Raw genomic sequence first — 24,434 nt, 5'->3', positions numbered from 1 at the left:
GTCCATAAATGAAAAAACAGGCAAAGTTCGCTTTGCCTGTTTTGTTTAACGCATTATATTACTATTTTGCTGCTTCAGTGAAATAGCTGACAGGTTTATTTACCGCAACTTTTGTTCCGCCAAAGTGCTGATCAATATATTGCTTCACCGCTTCGGTATGATACAACGCACCTACTTTTTGCAAGATTGGGTCATTTTGACGATCTGCAGCAGTCGCGAGAATGTTGACATTCATTTTTGTGCTCTGGTCAATTGGCTCGTAATAAATTGAATCTTTAAGTACGTTCAAACCACCTTCCATTGCAAGAGTGTTGCCCAAAACAATTGCATCGACTTCATCTTTTACACGTACAGCCGTTGCCATTTGAATCGGTTTGATTTGAATTTGCTTCGCATTTTCTACGATGTCTGCAGGCGTGCCTTGAACATTGTCAAAACCATCTTTCAGTTTAACCAAACCAGCGGATTGAAGTAATAACAACGCACGTGATTCATTGGCACCATCATTTGGAATAGCAATCGTTGCACCTGTTTTGAACTCATCCAACTTTTTCACTTTGCTTGAGTAAATACCCATTGGCTCTAAGTAAGTTGTCGCTACTGGTGCAATTTGATCTTTATTGTTGGCATTAAATGCCACCATATAGGCATAAGATTGGAATGCGTTAAGATCAATTTCTTTATTTGCTACCGCCGTGTTCATTGACACGTAATCGGTGAAGTTTTTCACTTCAAGTTGAATACCTGCTGCTTTGGTTTCAGGTAAGTCGGCAATAAAACGCCAAATATCTGCATCTGAACCAGTCGATGCCATAGTGACAGTGTGTAGAGCAGAAGAATCTTTTTGTGCCGCGTCAGTCGCAGGCGCTTCTTGTTTGCCACAGCCAGCCAAGCCAACTGAAAGACCAAGTACAAGACCAAGGAGCTTTTTCATGAATATATCCCGAGCAAGTTTAAGCCGTGCCTAAAGTTGCCAATGATTGAGAAGAATCAAATCAGCACGATGGATGGAATCGCATGATGATGATTTTGTATGTTTCTCAAATATGTTGTAGGTATTGTTTGAGTACTGAAAAAGTCAGCCCACAGCTCAATCAATAATTTTGAGATGGATGGGCAATTCACTTTTTCAAAAGATGCACCATCATAACAATAAAAAATAATTCTATATAGTGCTGTGTATGTTATGCATATCACTGTTTTTACAACAGAAAGCGAATAAGTCAAAATAAGTTCTTATAAATAAATATATTCTGTAAAGATTAAGGATTTGAACAAGTGTTTAAATATTTAGGTGCTTTAAAATTTATTCTGCAATCGATAGTAAAAAACGAGATATGAAATTGTCGGTATGAAATCGGCTTAGTTACAAGAATCAGAACATGGCTGTAAATACATAAAAGAAGTTATGAATGATTTTTCCAACGATAATATATCGCCCATATATAAGGCAAACAGAGTAACAATGAACCTATCCCTATAAAAACATAAGCCAAATATATTAATCCTGCAAAAATAAAAAGTATTTGCAATGTAAACTCAACGAATATTGAAATTAAAAATTCTTTGAAGCTTTTTATTTTTTGCATGTTTATTGATCTAAAGTATTTTATAAACGTAGATCATCACAATGTACATGGGTTACAACCTGATAAACAAAAAGCTCGTACAGTGACGAGCTTTTTTATGGACTTAAATTTTTAGGCTAAACTAAAAATTTTAAGCATTTTCACGAGCAATGGCACGATAGCCAATATCTTTACGATATTGCACACCATCAAAGGTAACTTTTTCGCACAGTTCAAGGGCTTTAGCTTGCGCTTCGCCAATGGTATTACCGAGCGCAGTTACACACAGTACACGACCACCATTGGTCACAATCTCACCTTTGGCATTGCTTGCTGTACCTGCGTGGAATACTTTCGCATCTGCCATTTGTGTTTCTAAACCAGAAATCACATCACCTTTGCCTGAAGTTTCAGGGTAACCCGCAGTCGCCAATACAATCCCGACAGTTTTGCGTTCATCCCAGTCTGCTTCGGCAGGTAAGTTGCCTGCAATACCTGCTTCAACTAAATCTACCAAAGATGACTTTAAGCGCATCATAATTGGTTGTGTTTCTGGGTCACCAAAACGGCAGTTAAACTCGATCACTTTTGGTTGACCTTTGTCGTCAATCATTAAGCCTGCGTATAAGAAACCTGTATAAACATGACCGTCTTTTTTCATACCTTCAACGGTAGGACGCATTACTTCATTCATCGTTTTTTCAAATACGTCTGCAGTCACGACAGGGGCAGGAGAGTAAGCACCCATACCGCCAGTGTTTGGACCTTGGTCGCCTTCAAAAATACGCTTGTGGTCTTGTGAAGTTGCCATAGGAAGGATGTTGTCGCCATCAATCATACAAATGAAAGAAGCTTCTTCACCTGCAAGGAATTCTTCAATAACTACACGCGAACCCGCATCACCAAATTTGTTGCCTGCTAGCATGTCATCAATTGCATCGAATGCTTCTTGATTGGTCATCGCTACGATCACGCCTTTACCTGCAGCAAGACCGTCCGCCTTGATCACGATTGGCGCGCCATTTTTTTCAACAAATGCTTTTGCCGCATCAACTTCAGTGAATACGTCATAGAATGCAGTTGGAATGTTGTGGCGTTTTAAGAAATGCTTGGCAAAGGCTTTAGAACCTTCAAGCTGCGCAGCAAACTGGGTTGGGCCCCAAATTTTTAAACCCGCTTCACGGCAGGCATCTACCACACCATTGACCAGTGGTGCTTCAGGACCAACAATGATTAAATCAACTGCATTATTTTTGGCAAAGTCGATGATTGCAGGGTTATTTTGAATATCTAACGCTACATTTTCGCATTTGTTTTCTGTTGCAGTACCCGCATTACCCGGTGCAACAAAGACTTTAGCGACTTTGTCATCTTGTGCGATTTTCCATGCTAACGCATGTTCACGACCGCCGCTACCTAAAACCAAAATGTTCATCTAAAAATCCCTCAAAGAATAAAATCCCCCTAGCGAAGTTATGCTTTTCACCCTTGAAAAGGAAGGGGATTGTGTATAAAACACAGTTCCCTTACGTGAAAAGTCCCCCTTTTATAAAAAAGGGGGATTTCGGAGGATTATTAAATACGACTTCTAATTAATGAGTTTAATTAGTGACGGAAATGACGCATGCCAGTGAAGACCATTGCAATACCAGCTTCATCTGCTGCTGCAATCGTTTCTTCATCACGCATAGAACCACCCGGTTGAATAATGCATTTGATACCAGCTTTAGCTGCGTTATCAATACCATCACGGAATGGGAAGAATGCGTCAGATGCCATTACTGCACCTTCAACCACTAAACCTGCATGTTCTGCTTTAATGGCAGCAATACGAGCAGAGTTTACACGGCTCATTTGACCTGCACCAACACCAATGGTCTGACGGTTTTTTGCATAAACAATTGCGTTCGATTTTACGTATTTCGCAACTTTCCAAGCAAAGATCATGTCGTCAATTTCTTGTTCAGTTGGTGCACGTTTGGTCACAACTTTTAAGTCATCTTTAGTGATCATGCCCAAGTCTTGATCTTGAACCAATAAACCGCCGTTGACACGTTTGTAATCCATTTGTGGAGCGCGTGCATCAATCGCAGGAAGTTCGCCACATACCAGTACACGTACGTTTTTCTTCGCGCCAGTCACTTCAAGTACGCCATCAGCAATGCTTGGTGCAATGATCACTTCAACGAATTGACGGTCTACAATCGCTTGTGCAGTCGCAACGTCTAACTCACGGTTAAACGCAATGATGCCACCAAATGCAGATTCAGGGTCAGTTGCATAAGCAAGGTCATAAGCCGCTTGAATACCGTCTAAAGATACAGCAACACCACATGGGTTCGCGTGTTTTACGATCACACAAGCAGGTTTTGCAAATGATTTCACACATTCAAGTGCGGCATCAGTATCTGCAATGTTGTTATAAGATAATTCTTTACCTTGAAGCTGTTTCGCTGTAGAAACAGAAGCTTCAGTTGCAGCAGGGTCTACATAGAACGCTGCAGATTGATGCGGGTTTTCGCCGTAACGTAAATCTTGCGCTTTGTTCAATTGTGTATTGAATGTACGTGCAAATTGGTCAGCAGTACCTTCTTCTTTACCTACACGTGCACCTAAGTAAGAGGCGATCATGCCGTCATATTGTGCAGTGTGTTCAAATGCTTTCACTGCCAAATCAAAACGAGTTTCGTAAGACAATGCACCGTTGCTTTTCATTTCTGCAATAACAGTCGCATAGTCAGAAGCATTTACTACAATACCTACAGAAGCATGGTTTTTCGCTGCAGCGCGAACCATAGTAGGGCCACCAATGTCGATGTTCTCAATCGCATCTGCAAGTGAACAATTTGGTTTTGCAACAGTCGCAGCAAATGGATAAAGGTTAACAACAACCAAGTCGATGGCATCAATATTGTGTTCTGCCATGACTGCTTCGTCTAGACCACGACGAGCCAAGATACCGCCATGAATTTTTGGGTGTAACGTTTTTACACGACCATCCATCATTTCAGGGAAACCAGTATGCTCTGATACTTCTACGACAGCAATATTGTTGTCTTTAAGCAACTTATAAGTACCGCCAGTAGATAAAATTTCTACCCCAAGAGCAGCAAGGTCTTGTGCAAATTCAACAATACCTGTTTTGTCAGAAACAGAGATTAAAGCGCGTTTAATAGTCATGATCTTCGTCACAGTTTTCAATTACAGATTAAAACAAACTAGCAAAATGCAGGTAAAAAAAATGCCTGCGGAGGTCGCAAGCATTTTATCACTTATTCACTCATTAAACCGTGAGCTTTTAACTTTTTACGTAAAGTACCACGGTTTAGTCCAAGAATTTCAGCAGCGCGTGTTTGGTTACCGCGAGTGTATTCAAGAACAACAGATAAAAGAGGTTTCTCCATTTCTGCTAACACCATGTCATACACTTGTGAAGGTTGTTCACCTTGTAGTTGTGCAAAATAATGGCGAACTGCGCGATCTACGTGAATACGTAAAGCAACATCAGATTGTGCAGTAAAAATAGGAGATTTGCTATTCATGCGAATTAATCCGAAAATCAGATATCACTGGGATAAAGTGATATATCAATGTGGTCTATAAATTAAATGAACTCCGTTTTAGATCCTAAAACGGGAAGTTCTAAAACTGGAACATTTAGCTTGCCACAACTCTAGGCATTGGTCGAAATTTAAGCGTAACAATACATTAATAATTGTTACAGACCAAAATCAAAACAAAAAATCTACTCTGTACGCGATATATAAAAATAAAGCGCATTAGACAGATCTATATTTGTTGTGAATCTTGCGAGGAGTTTGCAGCACAAAGCTTTCGTGGCGCGTATGATACCATTGTATGAGAAAAAGTGAGCAAGAAAACTGCAATTTTTTTAATTTTTTTCGCTATTTTTTCACTATTTTTTTGTGAATTAAGGCTTGATAATTTCTAAAGTATAGGCATCGAAGTCGTTTCGTGATATTGGAACTAAAATGTCAAACTTAAATGGACTGTTTTTAGGAATACGTTGAATGCTCGAAAGACTTTCGACCAAATACTCGTGTGGGGAATAGATGTAAGTCGATAATGTTTGTTGTTTTTCTTTTAAAGTGACTTTGATATTAGGCAAAGCCAAGCTTTTATCATAGTAATTGATCAGCTCACCCGTAAATTGTGTATTCATACGATCTACACGTTTAACCTTCACGCGATTTGCTGAAATTAAGCTATAGCGTTCTTCTAAACTGCTACAGTTAAAAAATTGACAGACTTGGGTAAACACAGAATTCAGTGCAGGGCTGCTGTTTAAAAACTTTGGGTTAAACCACAAAATTTGGAAGATCAACAAGCCAATCAATAAAAGATTAATAATTCCCCAAAGTAAGTAGTAACCATTGCCATGCTTTTTTTCACTTTCAAGATCAGGCGCAGACAACTTCATGGCAGGAATGTTGCCAATCGGTTCAGTACTGAAATAATTGAGGTTATTCAGATAGGTTTTCAGATCAATATTGGAATGTTCAACTTTACGCTGAAAAATATCTAAAATATGTTGCGGTTGCGCAAGTTCAGCAGTTGCCTGCATAAAACTGCGGTTTTGAATGTGATGTAATTGTGATGTGACTGAGTTTTTATTTTGAGGAAAGGCAAATACCAAATGCGAAAGAGCATTAAAGGTATTGTCGCATTTAGGACAACAAACCATCCCTTGCGCAACGGTCAGCTGCGCAACGGATACTTTATAAACAGTTTGGCATTCAGGGCACTTGGTTTGCTTGTCACTCATAACTCAAAAATTACAGTTAGTGGGGATGGCGTTTCCCAGAAATTCGACACCAGTTTTCTTCACGTTTTTCGACTTGTACTATATCAAAAAATTCAGAATAAACACTAGAAACTTCAGCAACTTGCTCTTCAATTACACCTGCAAGTGCGAACTCGCCCTCAGATTTAATTAAAGTTGCAAACTCTGGCGCAAGCATCATCAATGGGCCTGCCAAAATATTGGCAACTAAAATGTCTGCTTTTTCATTACCGATGGTTTCATTGAACTCTTCTGGAAGTCCCACATATAAGTTTTTAAGTACACCGTTGAGTTCTGCATTTTGTTTGGTCGCTAAAACTGCTTGCGGGTCAATATCAGTCGCATAGACTTTTTTTGCACCGAGCAACAAAGCCGCTACTCCTAAAATACCTGAACCACAACCGTAGTCGATCACGACTTTATCTTTTACATTGGTTTTACCTAACCATTGCAGGCACAGGAACGTACTGGCATGGTTACCTGTACCAAAAGCCAAACCTGGGTCAAGTTTAATATTGACTGCATCTGCCTCAGGTGGTTCTAACCATTCAGGTACAATCCAGAATTTCTCTGCAATCTGGATTGGCTCGTAGTAATCCATCCATGAGCGTTCCCAAACCTGATCTTCCAAAAATTCACTGCGTAAAGGGGCATCTGGCATTTGCGCACGAATAAAGGTTTCTAAGGCTGCAACATCAATTTCTTCACCTTCGTCTTGTGCATAAATACCTGTCACAATGACTTTGTTCCAAAGTGGTGTTTCACCTGGCAGTGGCTCAAGTAAGTCCTGATTTTCCGCATCATCTAAGGTTACGCTGACTGCACCCAATGAACTGAGCAGGGTTTCAGTAAAATCGACTTGCGCTTGATCAACAGTAATATGTATTTGTAACCACTTCACGGAGATAACCTAAAATTTAATGCGAAAGCGCTATTGTAACTGAACTGCTGCAGACGCTGTTATTTTTTATTCGGATTGCGAAAGGGAAAACTCTATACGATTGGAAGTTTCAAATTCGCTTTATGCTTATAGTCGAATAATGTGACAAAAATATAACTCTAAAAAATATAAGTTAAGAATTTGTTTGAACCATCATCGCTCAATCATCCCCAAAACAGTCAAATTGCTGGATTGGGGATGATTGAGAGACTTGTTTTAGGATGCAGATTGCTCCGATGCAGGTGTCGGCACAAATTTATTTAGTAATGTGCCTAAAATTGCGGCAAAAATATACATGAAAATAGAATAAACCGCAGCAGGCATGGCAATGGTTGAGCTTGACATAACGGTTAGGGCGATAGTCATTGCAAGGGTACTGTTGTGAATGCCAATTTCAAAGGCGCAGGCTCGGGCTTGTTGGCTATTTACGCCAAAGAAACGCGGGACAAAATAACCAATCAATAAACTGCAGGCACAGAACAGGGCAGTGGCAAGTCCTACATCTGCCAAATAAAGCATGATGTTGTTTCGCTCTTTGGCAATTGCGCCAATAATAATCACAATTAGAAAAACCACAGCAAAAATACGCACAGGTTTGTTTAAGCGGTCTGCCGTTTGAGGGCTAAAATGGCGTACTAACATCCCTAAAGTGACAGGGATAATAATAATTAAAAACACCTGCAATACTTTGGCAAATTGTAAGCCAACTTGTTGCCCATCCTGCATAAAATGCTGAATGGCAAAGTTGACAATCAGTGGTAAGGTAAATGCTGCAATCACGGAATTGACGGCAGTAAGGGTGATGTTTAGGGCAATATCGCCCTTATATAAGTAGCTAAACAAGTTGGCTGTTGGCCCGCCAGGAGATGCTGCCAGTAGCATGAGTCCGACTGCAAGCAATGGTGGTAAATTCAGCAGTTTACAAATAAAAAATGCAATTGCTGTCAGGACGACCAATTGACAAAATAAAGCAATAAACACTGCTTTGGGGTGTTTGCTCACCCGTTTAAAGTCGTTAGGAGTGAGTTCTAAGCCAAGTCCAGCCATGACCACGGCCAAAGCCAGCGGCAAAAATATTGTGATTAATCCTGAATCCATAAACACTCCTTTGTTTTTACATCTATAATGATCTATTTAATATCTAACTATTTGTTTAATCTGTGGTTAATTGAATATTGCTCACATCTTAAATTGTATTTTTATTGTGGTTTAAACTCTGCTCCTGTTTGTTTTGAAGGGCAAGTTTGGCAGATTGTCTAGCTAACATACTCCCTAAAATAAAGCTGAACATATACATAAAAATGGTGTAAATCGCAGAAGGAATGGCAATTTCAGTGCTTTGCAAAACTGATAGTGCAATGGTTAAAGCAACGGCAGTGTTATGAATGCCAATTTCAAAACAACAGGAGCGTGCTTGTTGATCAGGCACACCCGCCAAATACGGCACCAGATAACCAATAAGTAAACTTAAAAAGCAAAATAGTGCAGTTGCGATGCCAATTGCACTGAAATAGTCAAAGACATTGGCGCGTTCGCGGAAAAGCGCATAAAAGAATAAAGCGAAAATGAAATAAATGGACATCAAACGCATAGGTTTGCCCAACTGTAATGCAATTTGTGGCATCGCATTACGCACCGCCATTCCTACACATACAGGCACAATAATCAGTAAAAAAACCTGTGCCATTTTTTCAATAGGCATGCCAATTTGTTGTTGATCGGTCATAAAATATAGAAAAGACAAATTAACAATAAAAGGCAGGGTAAAGGTTGCCATCACAGAGTTCATTGCGGTTAGGGTAATATTTAGGGCAACGTCACCTTTATAGACATAGCTAAATAAGTTCGCAGTAGGCCCCCCTGGTGAGGCAGCAAGCAGCATTAAGCCAATTGCCAATAGCGGTGGCAATTCTAAAAATAAACAAATTGAAAATGCTAAAACAGGCAAAATGACCAATTGTGAAAAAAGCGTTAAAAAAATGACTTTAGGAAATTGATTGACCCGAATAAAGTCTTTAGGCGTGAGTTGTAAGCCTAAGCCCATCATCATCACAGCCAAGGTCAGTGGTAGAAAAAAGGTAAAAAAGCCTGAATCCATAGCACATCCTTTATTTTTTTCTTATGGGTATAATTTTCCCTCTCTTTGCAGTGTAATTGTTTTTTGAGCTTGTGCAATAAACAAAGCAGTCACTTCTTATAAATGACTGCTTTGGTGTTATTTTCATGCTTTCAGTTTGAATGAATACAAGCCGATCTGTTCATGAAAATATAGATTAAGTGATTGATCACATGGCAGCAGGGCGTGGTGGCGTAAAGCCTAAGGCACATTTGCCTTTTAACTCAGTACCATTGACTGTAATGACGGTACTTTGCGCATCTGCCATACAAGAACGGTATAATTCAGGCTCATTGCCTTGTAATTGCACTGCTTTAGATGAACTAAAGAATTGTGGTTCACAGGTACCATTCCAGATAATCCCACGATAAGCAAAGCTTACTGGTGCGCCCTGAGTTTTACCTTTACAGACTTGCTGGAATTTTTGCGCGTTATAGACGGTTTCTACTTTATCATTTGCCTGCACTGCAAATGGACTGAAAAATAAGCCACAAAGCATAGAGGACAGCAAAATTTTCTTATTCATGATGTTTCCCTTTGTTTCTCATATCTGTGCTATTAGGATAAAAAATAGACAAATTAAAACAACGGTGATCTGGTTAATTTTTAGGTCTAAATGTTTTTATGTACAGTAAAAATGCAAATTTGGATTACAAAATATTAATTTTGTAGCGCGGTTAAGCCAATAAAATCGACTGAATCTGTCAACTTATGCCACAAGTTTTGCTATAATATTCCGTCTTTATTTTTTATCTCTCATTGACCATTATGCACTATCCTAAAGTTTACGATGTCATTGTTATTGGTGGCGGTCACGCAGGCACCGAAGCGGCGCTTGCAGCAGCACGTATGGGTCGTCAAACCTTACTCTTAACTCATAACATTGAGACTTTAGGGCAGATGAGCTGTAACCCTGCAATTGGCGGGATTGGTAAGTCGCATTTGGTACGTGAGATTGATGCCTTAGGCGGCGCAATGGCATTGGCTGCCGATAAAAGCGGGATTCAATTCCGTATTTTAAACTCGCGTAAAGGTGCTGCTGTTCGTGCAACACGTGCGCAGGCAGACCGAGTTCGCTTTAAAGCTGCGATTCGCGCCACTTTAGAAAACCAAGCCAATTTAGATATTTTCCAACAAGCAGCCGATGACCTGATTGTAGAAGGCGATACTGTAAAAGGTGTAGTCACTCAAATGGGGATTCGTTTTGATGCGAAAACCGTGGTATTGACCACAGGTACATTCTTGGGTGGTGTGATTCACATCGGTTTAGAAAAATCGAGCGGTGGTCGTGCAGGCGATCCTCCATCAATTGCTTTGGCGGCACGTTTACGTGAATTAAATTTGCCTGTTGGGCGTTTAAAAACAGGTACGCCACCACGTATTGATGCACGCTCAGTCGATTTTTCGGTCATGATTCCGCAGCCAGGTGATTTCCCATCACCAACCATGTCATTCATGGGTGATGTGTCGATGCACCCTGAACAAGTGAACTGCTATATCACCCATACCAATGAACGTACTCACGAAATTATTCGTGGTGGTTTAGATCGTTCACCGATGTATACAGGTGTGATTGAAGGTGTTGGCCCACGTTACTGCCCATCGATTGAAGATAAAATTCACCGTTTTTCTGATAAAGACTCGCATCAGGTATTTTTGGAGCCTGAAGGTTTAGATACACATGAATTGTATCCAAACGGGATTTCAACCTCTTTACCGTTTGATGTGCAGTTCGAGTTAGTTCGTTCAATTCGTGGTATGGAAAATGCGCATATTTTGCGTCCAGGTTATGCGATTGAATATGATTACTTCAATCCACAAGCCTTGAAATTCACTTTGGAAACCAAAGCCATTAATAACTTGTATTTTGCAGGTCAAATTAATGGTACGACTGGCTATGAAGAAGCGGGTGCGCAAGGTGTGTTAGCTGGTTTGAATGCGGCACGTCGCGCTTGGGATCAGGAACAATGGACACCAAAACGTGACGAAGCTTATATTGGTGTATTGGTTGATGATTTGATCACGCTAGGTACCAAAGAACCGTACCGCATGTTTACCTCACGTGCGGAATACCGTTTGATGTTGCGTGAAGATAATGCCGATCAGCGTTTGACGCCAATTGGTCGTGAGCTTGGTTTGGTGGATGACACTCGTTGGGCAGCTTACTGTGAAAAAATGGAAGCAGTAGAACGTGAAACAGGGCGTTTACAACATTTGTGGGCTGCACCAAACAACCCAATGGGTAAAAAATTTGTTGAAATGACAGGTGCAGATTTATCCAAAGAATGTTCTGCGATTGATCTGTTAAAACGTCCAAATATCAGTTTTGCGCAAATCGCAGAATTAACGGGTTCAGACGTTTCTGCACAAGTGGGCGATCAAATTGAAATTGCAGTGAAATATGCAGGTTATATCAACCGTCAGCATGAAGATGTCGCACAATTAAAACGCTTGGAAGAAACCAAAATCCCTGCCGATTTTGATTATGATGCAGTGTCAGGTTTATCGCGTGAAATCACGCTAAAATTGAAGCATGTTTTGCCTGAAACTTTGGCACAAGCCAGTCGTATTCCAGGTGTGACACCTGCCGCAGTTCAATTGGTGATGATCACCATTCGTAAAAATGCACAGTCACGTAAATCTGCTTAAGGTTTGATGGATTGATGAAGAAGCCCACAATTTAAATTGCGGGCTTTTTTATGCGCCAAAGTAAATCAGATGCTAAGCAAAGAAGAAGTTGCGTATAAGAATAAATCTGATTTCGACTGCATATCTTATGATTTCACAGCTAGATCAGGAGCATTTAAAGTGACACTTATCAACATAGATAGGAGCAAAATATGACTTTAAAAAGCATTCGTTATAGTACAGCTGAACTGGCATGCCCACGCTGAACGATGCCGAGTCAATTTTAATTTTAACTTCAATCAGCAATCACAATAATTTGATTTAAAAGAGAACGATAATGCTATCGCCCCAATATATTTGGGGCTTTTTTATTCCTGAGTTTGATGCACCGCATTGGCAACTTCTACAGGTTCAATCTGAATTAGCTTTTTACCAAAACTACGCAACCACCAAACCAATTGTGAGGTAAACGGCACAGTGGCAGTCACCAACACATTACCATTTTCCAGTGTTTCCATAGTTTGATCTTTGCTTAATTGGCTTTCATCGAAGTATATGGCATCAGCTTTTTGCATGGTAAGTTTGAGCTGAATATTTTCAGTAGCTTTACTGAAATCGACTCTAAAACCTAATTCGCCAGATTCAATATAGGCATCAATATCAAAATTAACAGGATGCAAGGCGCGTGAATCTAAAACTTTGGCTGCTTTAAAACGATGCAGGGCAAAGGTTTGAATGTCGGTTTTGTCAAATCGAGTACAGATTAAATAAATCACCGCACCTTTTTGCACCAAAGCCAAAGGATTCAGCACATAAGTTTTTTCTTCGCCTGAATTGCTGCGTGATTGATAAATACATTCTAGTTGTTTGTCTTGGAGCAAGCCTTCATATATCGCCTGTTGTGCATTGCGGTCTACGACTGGTGGAATTAAAGGTTGTGTTGCAGGCACAATTCGCACACGATTAATCCATTGGCGGACATTGTTTTGGGTCGATAGACTGCGTCGTGCCAAATCAAACCATGGGTTCATTTCTTCAATCAAACTTGGCGGCAGCAGATGTTTTAAATGTTCCTCGACCATCATAAACGTTACCGCTTGAGAGCTGGTCATGTGCGGTAAACTTTGAATCGGTGCATCTGAACGCCAGCGCCAACCTTGTGGTACGGTACCATTACTTTCAATTGGAAAGCGCTGAGAAATTTGATTTAAGTCACGTTGAATCGTACGCAAACTAATGTCGATACCTTCACGTTGCAGGACATCGTGTAATTCACGTGTGCCCATCCATTTACCTGTAGAAAGGCGCGATAAAATTTGCCATTGGCGATATAAACTATTCGATGTTTCTTTTTCTTGTATAGACATATTCAATATTTACTAGGTCAATTCATACGGATGAAAACTTGTTCTTCCACACAATAAGAAAACTCGGAATGATTAGCAAGTTTTTTACTGAAAAAGGGCAAAATATAACCGCAGATTTTGCAGTAAATATCACAAAATTTGGACGGGCAAAGTTAATCAAATAATAGAAGTGAATCAGAAACTATGACCTCAAGCCATACTTGGATCAATTAGAAAAGCAAGATTGAATAGTTGTGTTTAAGTGAAAACCCGTCATTGTTTTGTATGGTAGATACAGGTTTATGTAAATAAAAGCGGTCTGAGTGGATGAGTGCTGTAGGTTAATTGGGCAAGGCGATTGAGGTGCTTTATCGCGATGAATTATCAACAGACCTTAGAGTTAGGAGGATGAAACAACCGTGAATTTATCTAGCAGCGATGCGCGAGAAATTTTTTGGTTAGCCCGATATTTAACCCGTATTCAATATGTATGTCAGCAATTTCCATTTAAACAAAATGATGCTGCTTTGACTTATGCACATGCCTTTTGTTTGCCTGCATTTGATGCAGCTTCTTTAAATGAATTGATTTTAAACGAAGAACAGCCTGCTTCATTTGCGATGCAGTTTGAGCAAACACGGACAAAAATTCAAAACTTGGCACAGGTGTTTTCTAAAGCTACTTATGTTGAATTACAGCAATGTATTCAAAATGCGTGCGATAACGCGAGTTATATTTGTGATGTGGTACAAGACTGCGAAGCACTATTAGATGCAGAACCACAGCAGATATATTTATTTTTCCAATTGGGGCAAAAAATTGAACAATTAGACCGACAAATTCGGTTAAAACAATCGACTGAAAAGACTTTGTCGCAATTGGAAATGATTGTGCAATGCCTAAAAGATTTAGGTTGGACGTCGTTTGTAGACGCATGGCAACAGCTGAAACAGCAACCCGATACCATGCATTTTTATCACTTTAGTGATCATATTCAGCACTTACTTTCGGTGGATTAAGCAGAACTTGTCATGTCAAATTAATCGACAACAATATTATTTTAAGCTCTGTGTAGTTAAAAAATAGTGGAAGCCGAAGCTCCCATTATGTCTTAACTTATTACTGGCTTTGAACAGCTATCAAATTCAATAGCTTTGACTCGTGCAGTACTTTCGGCTCGGTTACTTAGTCGCGTTCAACCGCAAGTGCAACACCCATACCACCGCCGACGCAAAGCGTTGCGATGCCTTTTTTTGCATCACGGCGTTGCATTTCGTGTAGTAACGTCACAAGGATACGGCAACCAGAAGCACCAATCGGGTGACCGAGGGCAATTGCACCGCCATTCACGTTTACTTTATCTAAGTCTAAGCCTAGTTCTTTGGCAACGCCTAAAGCCTGAGCGGCAAAGGCTTCGTTAGCTTCAATCAAATCAACTTGATCTAAGCTCCAGCCTGCTTTATTCAGGGTTTTCTTTACCGCTTCAACAGGGCCAAGACCCATAATTTCAGGCTCAATACCCGACATTGCATAGGCTTTAATACGTGCTAAAGGTTGTAGACCTAAGGCTGCAGCTTTGTCTGCACTCATCATCAACACTGCTGCTGCACCATCGTTAATACCAGAAGCATTACCTGCGGTTACGCTGCCATCTTTTTTGAACGCAGGGCGTAATTTATTCAGGCTTTCAAGGGTAGTATTGGCTTTGATGTATTCATCTTCAGCAAATACAATTGGGTCGCCTTTACGCTGTGGAATGCTTACAGCCGCAATTTCATCTTTAAATTTACCAGCCGCTTGTGCTGCAGCCGCGCGTTGTTGTGAAGTCAGTGCCAATTGGTCTTGTTCTTCACGGTTTAAACCAAGTTTTTCTACAATATTTTCTGCAGTAATACCCATGTGATATTGGTTATAGGCATCGGTTAAACCATCAGCCACCATGCTGTCGATCAACTGGGCATTCCCCATTTTTTGACAGTTTCGCAATTGCATATAGTGTGCGCTTTGTGACATTGATTCTTGACCACCAGCAACCACAATTTCTGCTTCATCACACTGAATCGCTTGTGCAGCCAAATGTACGGCACGTAAACCTGAACCACACACCACGTTAAGCGTTGATGCAGGTACTTGCACAGGAATACCTGCAGCAATTGCGGCTTGGCGTGCAGGGTTTTGTCCTACACCTGTAGTGAGTACGTTGCCCATAATCACCTGATCGACTTGTTCAGGCTGTACTTTGGCACTGTCTAATACCGCACGAATTGCTGTTTGCCCCAATTGTGGTGCAGATAAAGAAGCGAGGCTACCTAAAAAGCTACCAATTGCAGTACGTTTTGCAGCAACAATGACAACATCTTTCATTTTATATCCTTAAATCTTATGTTCACGTTTCTGTGGATGCACATGATATATAGCATGTGCATTACTGATGTTATATGACTGATTAAAATAAATTTACCAAAACATAGCGACCTGGTGCTGCTTCTATTGTTGGATATTGTGCATTACCTAAGGCACGGGCAGGGAATTGTTGGCCTGCATACAGTGTAACCCAAGCCTGCCAGCGTAGCCACCAAGACTCAGGATGATACTCTGCACCATCTAGCCATTGCTTGGTATTTTCAAACTTGGCAGAGTTGGTATAGCAGCCGTATTTATTACGACTTGGCGGATTCACAATGCCTGCCACGTGTCCAGATTCACCAAGTACCAGTGTAGATTCACCGCCTAAGTAATCTGCACCACGGAAGCTTGTATCCCAAAGTGCGATATGATCTTCCTGCGTTGCAATAAAGAAGCTTGGTGTTTTGACACGAGAAAGGTTGAGTCCAACACCGTTTACTTTCACTGCGTTTGGTGAAATCAATTCATTATTCAAATACAAATTACGCAATAAGAAATTATGAATTTTGGCAGGAATATTGGTGCCGTCGCTGTTCCAATACAAAATATCGAAATCTGAAGGCTCTTTGCCTTTTAAATAGTTCTCGATGTAGTAGTTCCAGTACAGGGTATTTTCACGTAACAAACTGAACGTAACTGCCAATTGGCGACCATCAAAATAACCGAATTGATTATTTAAGGTTTCTAAACCATTAATCACAGGTTCATTAATAAATACGCCTAAGCTGCCTGGGTTTTCAAAGTCGATAATGGTTGCCATATACGTGGCAGATTTCACATGACTTTTCAGGCGTTTTGCCACGTAATAAGCCTGCGTTGCAGCAAGTAAAGTACCACCAATACAATAGCCGATACAGTTGGCTTCTTTTTCTCCTGTAATTTCTTCAATAACACGCAAAGCTTCAACCGCACCTGCGGTGATCAGATCAGCGAAAGTGAGTTCTTTTTGTTCAGCATTTGGGTTACGCCAAGACATTAAAAAGACCGTATGACCTTGCTGACGTAACCAGTTCACCAATGAGTTTTGTTCGCGTAAATCCAGCACATAATATTTATTAATAAATGGCGGCACGATTAGAATCGGAGTTTGATATACATTTTCTGTGGTTGCTTCATATTGCAACAACTGGAAAATTTCATTTTCAAATACCACTGCACCTGGCGTGTAGGCTAAATCTTTACCCAAGCTAAAAGAGTCACTATTGACCATGCGAATAGATAAATATTTTCCGCTATTGACCACATCATCATGGAAAATTTGCATGCCACGGACAAGGTTTTCACCTTGTTCGGTAATGGTTTGCTGAATCACTTCAGGGTTAGTCCAAAGAAAATTGCTTGGTGATAAAGCATTAATCATTTGGCGGGTAAAAAAGTGAAGGCGGTAACGCACTTTGTCTGGAATGCCTTCTACGACATCCACCATATTTTGTACCAGTTGGCTAAACAACAAATATGACTGCGATAACAGGTCAAAATTGGGTTGTTCTTGCCATAATGGGCTGTTAAAACGACGATCACCACTTTCAGGTTGAATGAATGGTTCGATGTCTTTTGCCACACTGCGCATCATCACATTTTGGTAGATTTGCATTTGACCTTGCCACCAGCTCCATTGCATTTCCATCAAGCGTGCTGGATTTTTAGACAAAGCTTCAAAGAACATCGACATATCTTCTTTGTTGAGCTGTGTTAAGGCGTCATTAATAGGGCTTTGCCCATAATAAAATTCTTGTAGTTTTTTCCAGATATCATCGTGGCTAGAGAAAAATTGTAATATATTTTCTTTGAATTGAAATGAGTTCTGTTTCATTTCATCGCTCCATGGCACATGGCTTTTAGCAATCAAATTGAGTGCAAGGCTGAAACTAAAACGGGGAAATTTTCACACTTCCCCGTAACATTCGTCCTGATAACGCATGGTTTTCAGAGCAGTGTTTATTTATTATTTGGCATTGAATCGCTGACTAACTTTTCAAATTCTGCTTTGACTTCTGAAGTCAGTGTTGCTAATTTTTTGCCATCTTCAATCATTTGCTGACTGAGTTTGTTCATAGTTTCTAATTGCTTGGTGGTGCAGTTCACCATGCTTTGCATGTCTTTCACTTCGCTATTGGCAAACATTTGTGCTAAACCAATGTTGGCATAGTTGCGTGCTGCTTCTAATTGTAGGTTGGTTAAGTTAGCAAAATTTTTTGCAACTATACTGTTGAATTTGGTGTACGGTTCAAACACGTTTTTGTATTGAGCATTCATGTTTGAAAATAAGTCGCCGTATAGCATGGGTGTCACTCCAGTAAATAAACTTGTAGATTAAAATGAGGTGTTACACGCTTAGTGCATGTATAAGCCGCCGTTGATTGATAAGGTTTCGCCTGTTACGTATGCAGCATGATCACTCACTAAATACATAACTGCTGCCGCAATTTCGGTAGGGGCGGCAAGACGTTGCAGAGGAATTTGTGCTTCAATGCTTTTAATTACTTCTTCGCGCATGGCTGTGACCATCGGGGTTGCGGTATAACCTGGTGCAACGACGTTCACGCAGATATTTGAACGTGCGCCTTCTTGCGCCAAAGCTTTGCTAAAGCCGATGATGCCTGCCTTAGTTGCAGAGTAGTTGGCTTGACCAAATTGACCTTTTAAACCGTTCACCGAACTAATGTTCACAATGCGACCAGACTTTTGTTCTAACATTTTGTTAAATACAGGCTGAGTCACGGTAAAAAGTGTTTTTAAGTTGGTTTCAATCACTTCAGACCACTGCGTATAGCTCATTTTTTTGAAAGTTGCATCGCGGGTAATACCAGCATTGTTGACCAACACATCTACACGACCTTCAGCATCAATTGCTTCTTGAATGGCTGCTGTAGCCGCTTCATGCTCATTTAAGTTGGTTAAAACAAAGCGCACATCACTTTCTGTAAAGCCTTCGTCTTTAAGCCATTGCTTTTCGCGATCTTCTTCTCTTGGTACAACCGTTGCAATAATTTTATAGCCTGCTGTAACCAGTTGACGGCAAATCTCACTGCCAATACCACCTAATGCACCCGTCACTAAAGCTACTTTTTGTTCAGACATATTCTTTTCCTAAGCAGAATAAGATTATAAAAATTAAGGAGTTTTTCCTCTTTATTCTTGTTTAGAAATTAAGCGTTTTATATTTCAAAGAGGCTGCAGTTTGATGATGCTTTGAAGTCAAAAGTAAACAAATATTGGTAATAGATTATTTTCTTATCATGTGGATGCTTTTATAAATGGCTTAAATAGTCGTGAAGTCATTGATTCATCGTAGCGCGCAGCACAAACTTCTGAGAACTGGTGAAATGTGATTAATCCATGAATTTGAAGCGATGTGGCAGTTTAAAGACAGTGCGCGAGCATATTGTTTTTTCTTGAGATTTTGAGTGTGATTTTCAGCTAAATATTTGGATGACTGTAAAGCGCTAAATGCAAATGTGGGTGACCACAAATTTTTATCAATATGAATGGAAATAAAGTGAATTTAAGAAAATAAAAAGCGAAAAGAAAAATATAAGAAAGAAAAAGAGAATGGCTTAGACGATTGCATGCAGCAAAACTGCTACATGCAACAGATCGAAAAAAGAAAGTTAAATGCTGGTTGCCTTGCGCTGTGGGCGAGGGCTTAAACGACACAACAACTCATAGCCAATGGTACCATTGGCTGTGGCAACATCATCCACCAAACGGTGTTTGCCCCATAGTTCAACTTGTGTGCCTAATTCAACGTCTAAACCTGTGACATCAATGGCAATCATATCCATAGACACACGACCAAGCACAGGCGTTAATTTTGCACCAATCGCAACAAAATTTGGCTGAACAAATGTACGTGGATAACCATCGCCATAGCCAATTGAAACAATCGCAATTTGCATGGCTTGTTCTGCAGTAAAGGTTGAACCGTAGCCGACGTGTTCGCCTGCATCAATTTCATTTAGTGCGATCACTTCTGCGCTTAAAGTCATCACAGGCTTTAAGTCGAGTGTATGCACATTATGTGCGGCAAAAGGCGTTGCACCGTAAAGCATAATGCCTGGGCGTACATAATCAAAATGCAATTCGGGATAACGATAGATTGCAGCAGAGTTGCAGCAAGAAGCAAGAATAGGGCTGCAATTGTCTTTGATATGCAAAAATTGTGCGACTTGTTGATCATTCAAAGCATGGTCGCCATCGGCATTGGCAAAATGCATGGTCAACACACAGGTAAAACCTTCGGCTTTGAGCATGTGAATCACATCAATAATTTCAGGAATTTTAAAACCTAAACGATTCATGCCGCTGTTGAGTTTGACCCAGACTTTTAAGCCTTGTGCGATATAATCAGCTTTATGTTGTAGTAGCCAATCGAGCTGTGCTTGATGATGCACTACACATTCCAATTTGTGTGCCAACACACTTTGCATTTCATCGGCAGAAAAAACACCTTCAATCAGGGTGATGGGCTGCGTATATCCCAATTCACGAATTTCTAAGGCTTCTTCAACGCAAGCGACACCAAAGGCATCGCTGTCTTTTAAAGCTGCTAAGCAGTCTTTTACACCATGTCCGTAAGCATTGGCCTTGACCATGCTAACAATTTTTGCTGTTGGGGCAAGTTGTTTGACACGGTTTAAATTATATTGCAGTGCCTGACTGTCAATATAAACTGTTGCTTGGCGCACCCTAAATACTCCTTGGGAATGACAATTGGTAATTTGTGTTAGATACACTGTGGAGTGATAAATAAATACTAAAAATAGTTCTATTTAAAAATATTCACTATTGTAGACCTATCAACCTCAAATAGACATGAACATTTAAGTTTTTGATCATAAATTAATTTAAGATCGAAAAATCTATTAGGTTATTGATTGCAAATAATTTGTAAAAGTTTCAGACTTTATTTTTCATATAAAACTATACGTTCTAAAAGCTATTATGGTGTTAGATGCTCTCACTCAGGAAATTCTAAACTGTACGAGTTATGGCAAGATTCAGATGATTGTGGAGAGTGGGTTCGTAATTTAAATGAACTCAAAGAGAGATTAAACAATGCATTTTAAACTTGGATATGTTGAATAAATGATGAAAATATTTTGTTATCTGGGATGGAGTACTTTATTTTTTTGTCAGTCAGTTATGGCTTGTATGCCACATTCACCCAATGACGTTTTTATTGCCCGTTACCAAGGTTCACTGGCAGTACAGGAGAGTTCAGACTTCATTTTTGAACTCAGTTCAGGTCAATTTATTTTTCGCTCAATACTAGATGAGGTTAAATATAAAAAGCCTACTCAATGGTACAGTGGATTTTCAGGTAAAAGTACAGCTAAAAACCAATTAATTATTGGTTTAGCTTATGCACCAGATGGTGCTAAACCCCAGCAATATCAAGTAGTTTCATTTGCAACATTAAACTGTAAGAATGACCAGCTTGTTTTATCTAAACCGATTGTCCCATTTTTAGCTTGGAATAAGCAGACCTCAAATTGTTCTACAGTCGATAGATCAGAGGTTGGGATTTTAGATGGTTTTATAGACTATGATCAGACACATTATTTGGCGCAACTGCAACAAAAGTATCCGACATGCAAGCAATTAAATAAAGCATTTCCATCACTTGAAATGGAAGAAAATAGTCAAGATTATAATTTACTCTCAAGTTGGAAACTATGGTGGGCAAAGTTAATAAGTCAGATTAAAACATGGTTTTAATAAAAAAGAGCAATGCAAGCATTACTCTTCATCATCATACTGAGCATAATACTCAGGAGATAAGTTACTAAAACGCGTATATTGCCCTTCAAAAGCAAGACGTACCGTACCAATTGGGCCGTTACGCTGTTTACCAATAATAATTTCGGCAGTACCTGCTTCTTTAGATTCTTTATTGTAAACTTCGTCGCGGTAAATAAACATGATTAAATCCGCATCCTGCTCAATTGCACCAGATTCACGCAAGTCAGACATCACAGGGCGTTTATTAGGTCGGTTCTCTAATGAGCGGTTGAGCTGTGACAAAGCAATCACAGGGCAGTTCATCTCTTTGGCCAAGGCTTTTAAGCTACGTGAAATTTCTGAGATTTCGCCGACACGGTTATCGCCCATGCCTGGAACTTTCATTAACTGCAAATAATCGACCATGATGCAGCCAATTTTACCGCCATGTTGTTTGGCAATGCGTCGTGCACGTGCACGTACTTCCGTAGGTGGTAGGGCAGATGAGTCATCAATATACAAATGCTTTTCTTGCAGTTGTAAAATCGTGCCTGTGACTTTTGACCATTCATCGCCACTGAGTTTACCTGAACGTAAGTTCCCTTGATGCACTTTGCCGTATGCAGAAATCAAACGCATTGCAATTGAGTCTGCAGGCATTTCCATAGAGTAGACAAGGGCAGGTAAGTCATTGTTAAACAAAACACTTTCAACCAAATTCATGGCAAAGGTGGTTTTACCCATAGATGGACGCGCAGCGACAATAATCAAATCACCCGCTTGCATGCCCGAAGTTTTATTATCTAACTCCACAAAGCCTGTGGTTAAACCTGTAATATTGCCTTCCATTTTAGAAAGTTCATCAAGTTTATCGAATACATCGGCAACCACACTCGAAATGGCTTTTGGGCCTTGCGCTTTGGCATTGTTATTGTGTTGTTCGGCAATTTGGAAAATATTAGTTTCAGCCAAATCTAAAATCTCACTTACACTACGCCCTTTGGTGTCATAGGCATTTTGTAAAATTTCAGAACTGACTTTAATCATGTTTCTGAGGGTTGAGAATTCTTTAATTTTCGTGGCATAGGTTTCTAGGTTATAAAAACTAGAAGGTGAGTCTGCCATGAGCTGCATTAAATATTCTTCACCGCCCGCAGCTTCGAGTAAATTTTGTTTAATCAGCCAGTCATTCACCAAAACAGCATCATAAGGTGAGTTTTCTTTAGATAAAGAATCAATAGCGCGGAAAATATATTTGTGGCGTGTCGCGTAAAAATCAGATTCTTGTAATACATCACCCACTTGTTCAAAAGATTCGGCTACAGTCATCAACGCAGCCAAAACAGCTTGTTCGATGGCTAAGTTATGCGGTGGGGTACGAAACTCTTTAAGCGGGCTGTTCTCATTTGGTTTTAGATCAGACTTTGCAGTATGTTGCTTTGCGCTAGCAGTCGCCTGTGACATATAAATCCCTGATTTTTAAAACAGTAAATGCTGAATAATGCACGGGGGATAGAACTTGAAACTCATATTCTTTCCACTTCCCGATGATACGCCCTCTAGAAAAAAAAGCGAGTAGATTTTGGTGAAGGATAAGTCAAAGCGTATAGATCGATTTAGGAAAATTGTACTAACTGTATATTCTAAAGACAAAAAAAGAGCATGCGATTAGGCATGCTCTTTTCTTTTGCAGAAAATTACTCAGATACGATAGTAACGAGAACTTCAGCAACAACATCATGGTGCAATTGGATTGCGATGTTGAATTCACCAGTGTGACGAAGCGCACCGTTTGGTAAACGAACTTCTGCACGGTCAACTTCAAGACCAGCATTCGTTAACGCGTCAGCGATGTCACGAGTACCGATAGAACCGAAAAGTTTACCTTCATCACCAGCTTTAGCAGTGATTACGATGTTAACTTCGTTCAATTGGTCAGCACGTGCTTGAGCAGCAGCTAAAATTTCAGCTTCTTGCTTCTCAAGTTCAGCACGACGAGCTTCAAATGCTGCAGTGTTTGCTTCAGTTGCAGCAACTGCTTTACCTTGAGGGATCAAGTAGTTACGGCCGTAACCAGCTTTAACTGAAACTTTATCGCCTAATTTACCAAGGTTCTTAATGCGTTGTAATAAGATAATATCCACAGCTCAACCTCACTTATGATTGTCAGTGTAAGGGATCAACGCTAAGTAGCGAGCTTGTTTAATAGCAAGCGCTAATTGACGTTGGTAACGAGCTTTAGTACCTGTAATACGGCTAGGAACAATCTTGCCATTTTCAGTGATGTACTGTTTTAGTGTATCGATATCTTTGTAGTCGATGTACGTAACGTTCTCAGCTGTAAAGCGGCAGAACTTGCGACGACGGTAAAAACGTGCCATTGATGTTCTCCTTAAGCTTCAGCAGAGTCTTGGTTAGCGTGTTGTGCTTCTTCACGTTGAGCTTTACGCGCACGTTTTTCTTCAGCACTCTTAGCCAATAATGACTCTTCAGTGATAGCGTTTTCACGACGGATGATCAAGCTACGAAGGATCGCGTCGTTATAACGGAACAATTCTTCTAACTCGTCAAGCGTAGTTTGACCACATTCAACGTTCATAAGAATGTAGTGCGCTTTGTGAATTTTGTTAATTGGGTAAGCCAATTGACGACGGCCCCAATCTTCTAAACGGTGAATTTGACCTTCAGCTTCTTTGATGTGAGTTAGGTAACGTTCTACCATACCCACAACTTGATCGCTTTGGTCTGGGTGTACCAAAAGTACGATTTCGTAGTGACGCATTGTCAGCTCCTTACGGTTTATGCAGCCCCTGACTAAATTGAGCCAGAAGCAAGGAGTCACAACCGAAGTTGTGTCGCAAAATTGCGAAGCGTGAATTTTAGAGCTTTTACCAAGTAAATA

Annotated in this window: 22 protein-coding genes; 3 read left to right on the top strand and 19 right to left on the bottom strand. The window is 40.1% G+C overall.

Annotated elements, in window-relative coordinates; genetic code table 11:
- Nucleotides 1-61: 61 nt before the first annotated feature.
- From FTT70_RS06965 to FTT70_RS06925, 9 genes are all read right to left on the bottom strand, one after another.
- On the bottom strand, nt 62-934 hold the full coding sequence (locus FTT70_RS06965; protein ID WP_096900915.1) for a MetQ/NlpA family ABC transporter substrate-binding protein: 873 nt from the start codon (nt 932-934) through the stop codon (nt 62-64).
- Between the two features lie 785 nt (nt 935-1,719).
- On the bottom strand, nt 1,720-3,003 hold the full coding sequence (gene purD, locus FTT70_RS06960; RefSeq protein ID WP_180072547.1) for a phosphoribosylamine--glycine ligase: 1,284 nt from the start codon (nt 3,001-3,003) through the stop codon (nt 1,720-1,722).
- A 170-nt stretch (nt 3,004-3,173) separates the two neighbouring features.
- Nucleotides 3,174-4,748 (bottom strand): bifunctional phosphoribosylaminoimidazolecarboxamide formyltransferase/IMP cyclohydrolase, encoded by a 1,575-nt coding sequence (gene purH, locus FTT70_RS06955; protein WP_004973127.1) that lies wholly within the window; start codon nt 4,746-4,748, stop codon nt 3,174-3,176.
- Between the two features lie 92 nt (nt 4,749-4,840).
- Nucleotides 4,841-5,110, bottom strand: a complete 270-nt coding sequence (gene fis, locus FTT70_RS06950) for a DNA-binding transcriptional regulator Fis (protein ID WP_001086304.1) — start codon at nt 5,108-5,110, stop codon at nt 4,841-4,843.
- A gap of 389 nt (nt 5,111-5,499) precedes the next feature.
- Nucleotides 5,500-6,354 (bottom strand): DUF3426 domain-containing protein, encoded by an 855-nt coding sequence (locus FTT70_RS06945; protein ID WP_180168438.1) that lies wholly within the window; start codon nt 6,352-6,354, stop codon nt 5,500-5,502.
- Between the two features lie 16 nt (nt 6,355-6,370).
- Nucleotides 6,371-7,273, bottom strand: coding sequence for a 50S ribosomal protein L11 methyltransferase (prmA, locus tag FTT70_RS06940; protein WP_004973131.1), 903 nt, complete (start codon nt 7,271-7,273; stop codon nt 6,371-6,373).
- Nucleotides 7,274-7,528: 255 nt separating this feature from the next.
- Nucleotides 7,529-8,410: a bile acid:sodium symporter family protein gene (locus FTT70_RS06935; protein ID WP_004973133.1), complete on the bottom strand. Its 882-nt coding sequence runs from the start codon at nt 8,408-8,410 to the stop codon at nt 7,529-7,531.
- Nucleotides 8,411-8,498: 88 nt separating this feature from the next.
- Nucleotides 8,499-9,410: a bile acid:sodium symporter family protein gene (locus FTT70_RS06930; RefSeq protein WP_178319170.1), complete on the bottom strand. Its 912-nt coding sequence runs from the start codon at nt 9,408-9,410 to the stop codon at nt 8,499-8,501.
- 187 nt (nt 9,411-9,597) lie between these two features.
- Nucleotides 9,598-9,954 carry a hypothetical protein gene (locus FTT70_RS06925; protein WP_004973135.1) on the bottom strand — a complete coding sequence of 119 codons (357 nt, stop codon included), beginning with the start codon at nt 9,952-9,954 and terminating at the stop codon, nt 9,598-9,600.
- A 242-nt stretch (nt 9,955-10,196) separates the two neighbouring features.
- Between FTT70_RS06925 and mnmG the strand changes: the two genes are divergently transcribed.
- A complete protein-coding gene (mnmG, locus tag FTT70_RS06920) occupies nt 10,197-12,077 on the top strand; it encodes a tRNA uridine-5-carboxymethylaminomethyl(34) synthesis enzyme MnmG (RefSeq protein WP_096900911.1) in 1,881 nt (626 codons plus the stop codon).
- Between the two features lie 347 nt (nt 12,078-12,424).
- Here mnmG and FTT70_RS13580 read toward each other — a convergent pair whose 3' ends face one another.
- Entirely contained in the window at nt 12,425-13,423 is a 999-nt protein-coding gene (locus tag FTT70_RS13580; RefSeq protein WP_004973137.1) for a YafY family protein, read from the bottom strand.
- A gap of 398 nt (nt 13,424-13,821) precedes the next feature.
- Between FTT70_RS13580 and FTT70_RS06910 the strand changes: the two genes are divergently transcribed.
- A complete protein-coding gene (locus tag FTT70_RS06910; RefSeq protein ID WP_004973138.1) occupies nt 13,822-14,421 on the top strand; it encodes a hypothetical protein in 600 nt (199 codons plus the stop codon).
- Nucleotides 14,422-14,587: 166 nt separating this feature from the next.
- Here FTT70_RS06910 and FTT70_RS06905 read toward each other — a convergent pair whose 3' ends face one another.
- The 5 genes from FTT70_RS06905 to alr form a co-directional block, all read right to left on the bottom strand.
- Complete coding sequence (locus FTT70_RS06905; RefSeq protein ID WP_004973139.1) at nt 14,588-15,766, bottom strand: acetyl-CoA C-acetyltransferase; 1,179 nt, start codon at nt 15,764-15,766, stop codon at nt 14,588-14,590.
- Between the two features lie 82 nt (nt 15,767-15,848).
- Nucleotides 15,849-17,621, bottom strand: coding sequence for a class I poly(R)-hydroxyalkanoic acid synthase (locus FTT70_RS06900; protein ID WP_180168437.1), 1,773 nt, complete (start codon nt 17,619-17,621; stop codon nt 15,849-15,851).
- A gap of 125 nt (nt 17,622-17,746) precedes the next feature.
- A complete protein-coding gene (locus tag FTT70_RS06895; RefSeq protein ID WP_004973142.1) occupies nt 17,747-18,091 on the bottom strand; it encodes a phasin family protein in 345 nt (114 codons plus the stop codon).
- 51 nt (nt 18,092-18,142) lie between these two features.
- Nucleotides 18,143-18,889 (bottom strand): beta-ketoacyl-ACP reductase, encoded by a 747-nt coding sequence (locus tag FTT70_RS06890; protein WP_004973144.1) that lies wholly within the window; start codon nt 18,887-18,889, stop codon nt 18,143-18,145.
- Nucleotides 18,890-19,419: 530 nt separating this feature from the next.
- Nucleotides 19,420-20,496: an alanine racemase gene (gene alr, locus FTT70_RS06885; RefSeq protein ID WP_180168436.1), complete on the bottom strand. Its 1,077-nt coding sequence runs from the start codon at nt 20,494-20,496 to the stop codon at nt 19,420-19,422.
- A 466-nt stretch (nt 20,497-20,962) separates the two neighbouring features.
- Between alr and FTT70_RS06880 the strand changes: the two genes are divergently transcribed.
- Entirely contained in the window at nt 20,963-21,529 is a 567-nt protein-coding gene (locus FTT70_RS06880) for a hypothetical protein (RefSeq protein WP_026438364.1), read from the top strand.
- A 21-nt stretch (nt 21,530-21,550) separates the two neighbouring features.
- Here FTT70_RS06880 and dnaB read toward each other — a convergent pair whose 3' ends face one another.
- The 4 genes from dnaB to rpsF all read right to left on the bottom strand — a co-directional run bounded on the left by dnaB (nt 21,551) and on the right by rpsF (nt 24,314).
- Nucleotides 21,551-22,996, bottom strand: coding sequence for a replicative DNA helicase (dnaB, locus tag FTT70_RS06875; RefSeq protein ID WP_004973149.1), 1,446 nt, complete (start codon nt 22,994-22,996; stop codon nt 21,551-21,553).
- A 233-nt stretch (nt 22,997-23,229) separates the two neighbouring features.
- Nucleotides 23,230-23,676, bottom strand: coding sequence for a 50S ribosomal protein L9 (gene rplI / locus FTT70_RS06870; RefSeq protein ID WP_004973150.1), 447 nt, complete (start codon nt 23,674-23,676; stop codon nt 23,230-23,232).
- A 9-nt stretch (nt 23,677-23,685) separates the two neighbouring features.
- Nucleotides 23,686-23,913, bottom strand: coding sequence for a 30S ribosomal protein S18 (gene rpsR, locus FTT70_RS06865; RefSeq protein ID WP_004719336.1), 228 nt, complete (start codon nt 23,911-23,913; stop codon nt 23,686-23,688).
- Nucleotides 23,914-23,924: 11 nt separating this feature from the next.
- Nucleotides 23,925-24,314 (bottom strand): 30S ribosomal protein S6, encoded by a 390-nt coding sequence (gene rpsF, locus FTT70_RS06860; RefSeq protein WP_004973153.1) that lies wholly within the window; start codon nt 24,312-24,314, stop codon nt 23,925-23,927.
- Nucleotides 24,315-24,434 lie beyond the last annotated feature (120 nt).

The organism is Acinetobacter sp. YH01003, assembly GCF_013420525.1.
Taxonomy (GTDB): domain Bacteria; phylum Pseudomonadota; class Gammaproteobacteria; order Pseudomonadales; family Moraxellaceae; genus Acinetobacter; species Acinetobacter towneri.
The sequence above is the reverse complement of the archived record's forward strand: the minus strand, read 5'-3'. Positions and strand labels throughout refer to the sequence as shown.

Excerpts from the sequence above, each read along its gene's own strand:
- FTT70_RS06965 (WP_096900915.1), bottom strand. The coding sequence starts at position 934 with ATGAAAAAGCTCCTTGGTCTTGTACTTGGTCTTTCAGTTGGCTTGGCT.
- purD (WP_180072547.1), bottom strand. The coding sequence starts at position 3,003 with ATGAACATTTTGGTTTTAGGTAGCGGCGGTCGTGAACATGCGTTAGCA.
- purH (WP_004973127.1), bottom strand. The coding sequence starts at position 4,748 with ATGACTATTAAACGCGCTTTAATCTCTGTTTCTGACAAAACAGGTATT.
- fis (WP_001086304.1), bottom strand. The coding sequence starts at position 5,110 with ATGAATAGCAAATCTCCTATTTTTACTGCACAATCTGATGTTGCTTTA.
- FTT70_RS06945 (WP_180168438.1), bottom strand. The coding sequence starts at position 6,354 with ATGAGTGACAAGCAAACCAAGTGCCCTGAATGCCAAACTGTTTATAAA.
- FTT70_RS06935 (WP_004973133.1), bottom strand. The coding sequence starts at position 8,410 with ATGGATTCAGGATTAATCACAATATTTTTGCCGCTGGCTTTGGCCGTG.
- FTT70_RS06930 (WP_178319170.1), bottom strand. The coding sequence starts at position 9,410 with ATGGATTCAGGCTTTTTTACCTTTTTTCTACCACTGACCTTGGCTGTG.
- FTT70_RS06925 (WP_004973135.1), bottom strand. The coding sequence starts at position 9,954 with ATGAATAAGAAAATTTTGCTGTCCTCTATGCTTTGTGGCTTATTTTTC.
- mnmG (WP_096900911.1), top strand. The coding sequence starts at position 10,197 with ATGCACTATCCTAAAGTTTACGATGTCATTGTTATTGGTGGCGGTCAC.
- FTT70_RS13580 (WP_004973137.1), bottom strand. The coding sequence starts at position 13,423 with ATGTCTATACAAGAAAAAGAAACATCGAATAGTTTATATCGCCAATGG.
- FTT70_RS06905 (WP_004973139.1), bottom strand. The coding sequence starts at position 15,766 with ATGAAAGATGTTGTCATTGTTGCTGCAAAACGTACTGCAATTGGTAGC.
- FTT70_RS06900 (WP_180168437.1), bottom strand. The coding sequence starts at position 17,621 with ATGAAACAGAACTCATTTCAATTCAAAGAAAATATATTACAATTTTTC.
- FTT70_RS06895 (WP_004973142.1), bottom strand. The coding sequence starts at position 18,091 with ATGCTATACGGCGACTTATTTTCAAACATGAATGCTCAATACAAAAAC.
- FTT70_RS06890 (WP_004973144.1), bottom strand. The coding sequence starts at position 18,889 with ATGTCTGAACAAAAAGTAGCTTTAGTGACGGGTGCATTAGGTGGTATT.
- FTT70_RS06880 (WP_026438364.1), top strand. The coding sequence starts at position 20,963 with ATGCCACATTCACCCAATGACGTTTTTATTGCCCGTTACCAAGGTTCA.
- dnaB (WP_004973149.1), bottom strand. The coding sequence starts at position 22,996 with ATGTCACAGGCGACTGCTAGCGCAAAGCAACATACTGCAAAGTCTGAT.
- rpsR (WP_004719336.1), bottom strand. The coding sequence starts at position 23,913 with ATGGCACGTTTTTACCGTCGTCGCAAGTTCTGCCGCTTTACAGCTGAG.
- rpsF (WP_004973153.1), bottom strand. The coding sequence starts at position 24,314 with ATGCGTCACTACGAAATCGTACTTTTGGTACACCCAGACCAAAGCGAT.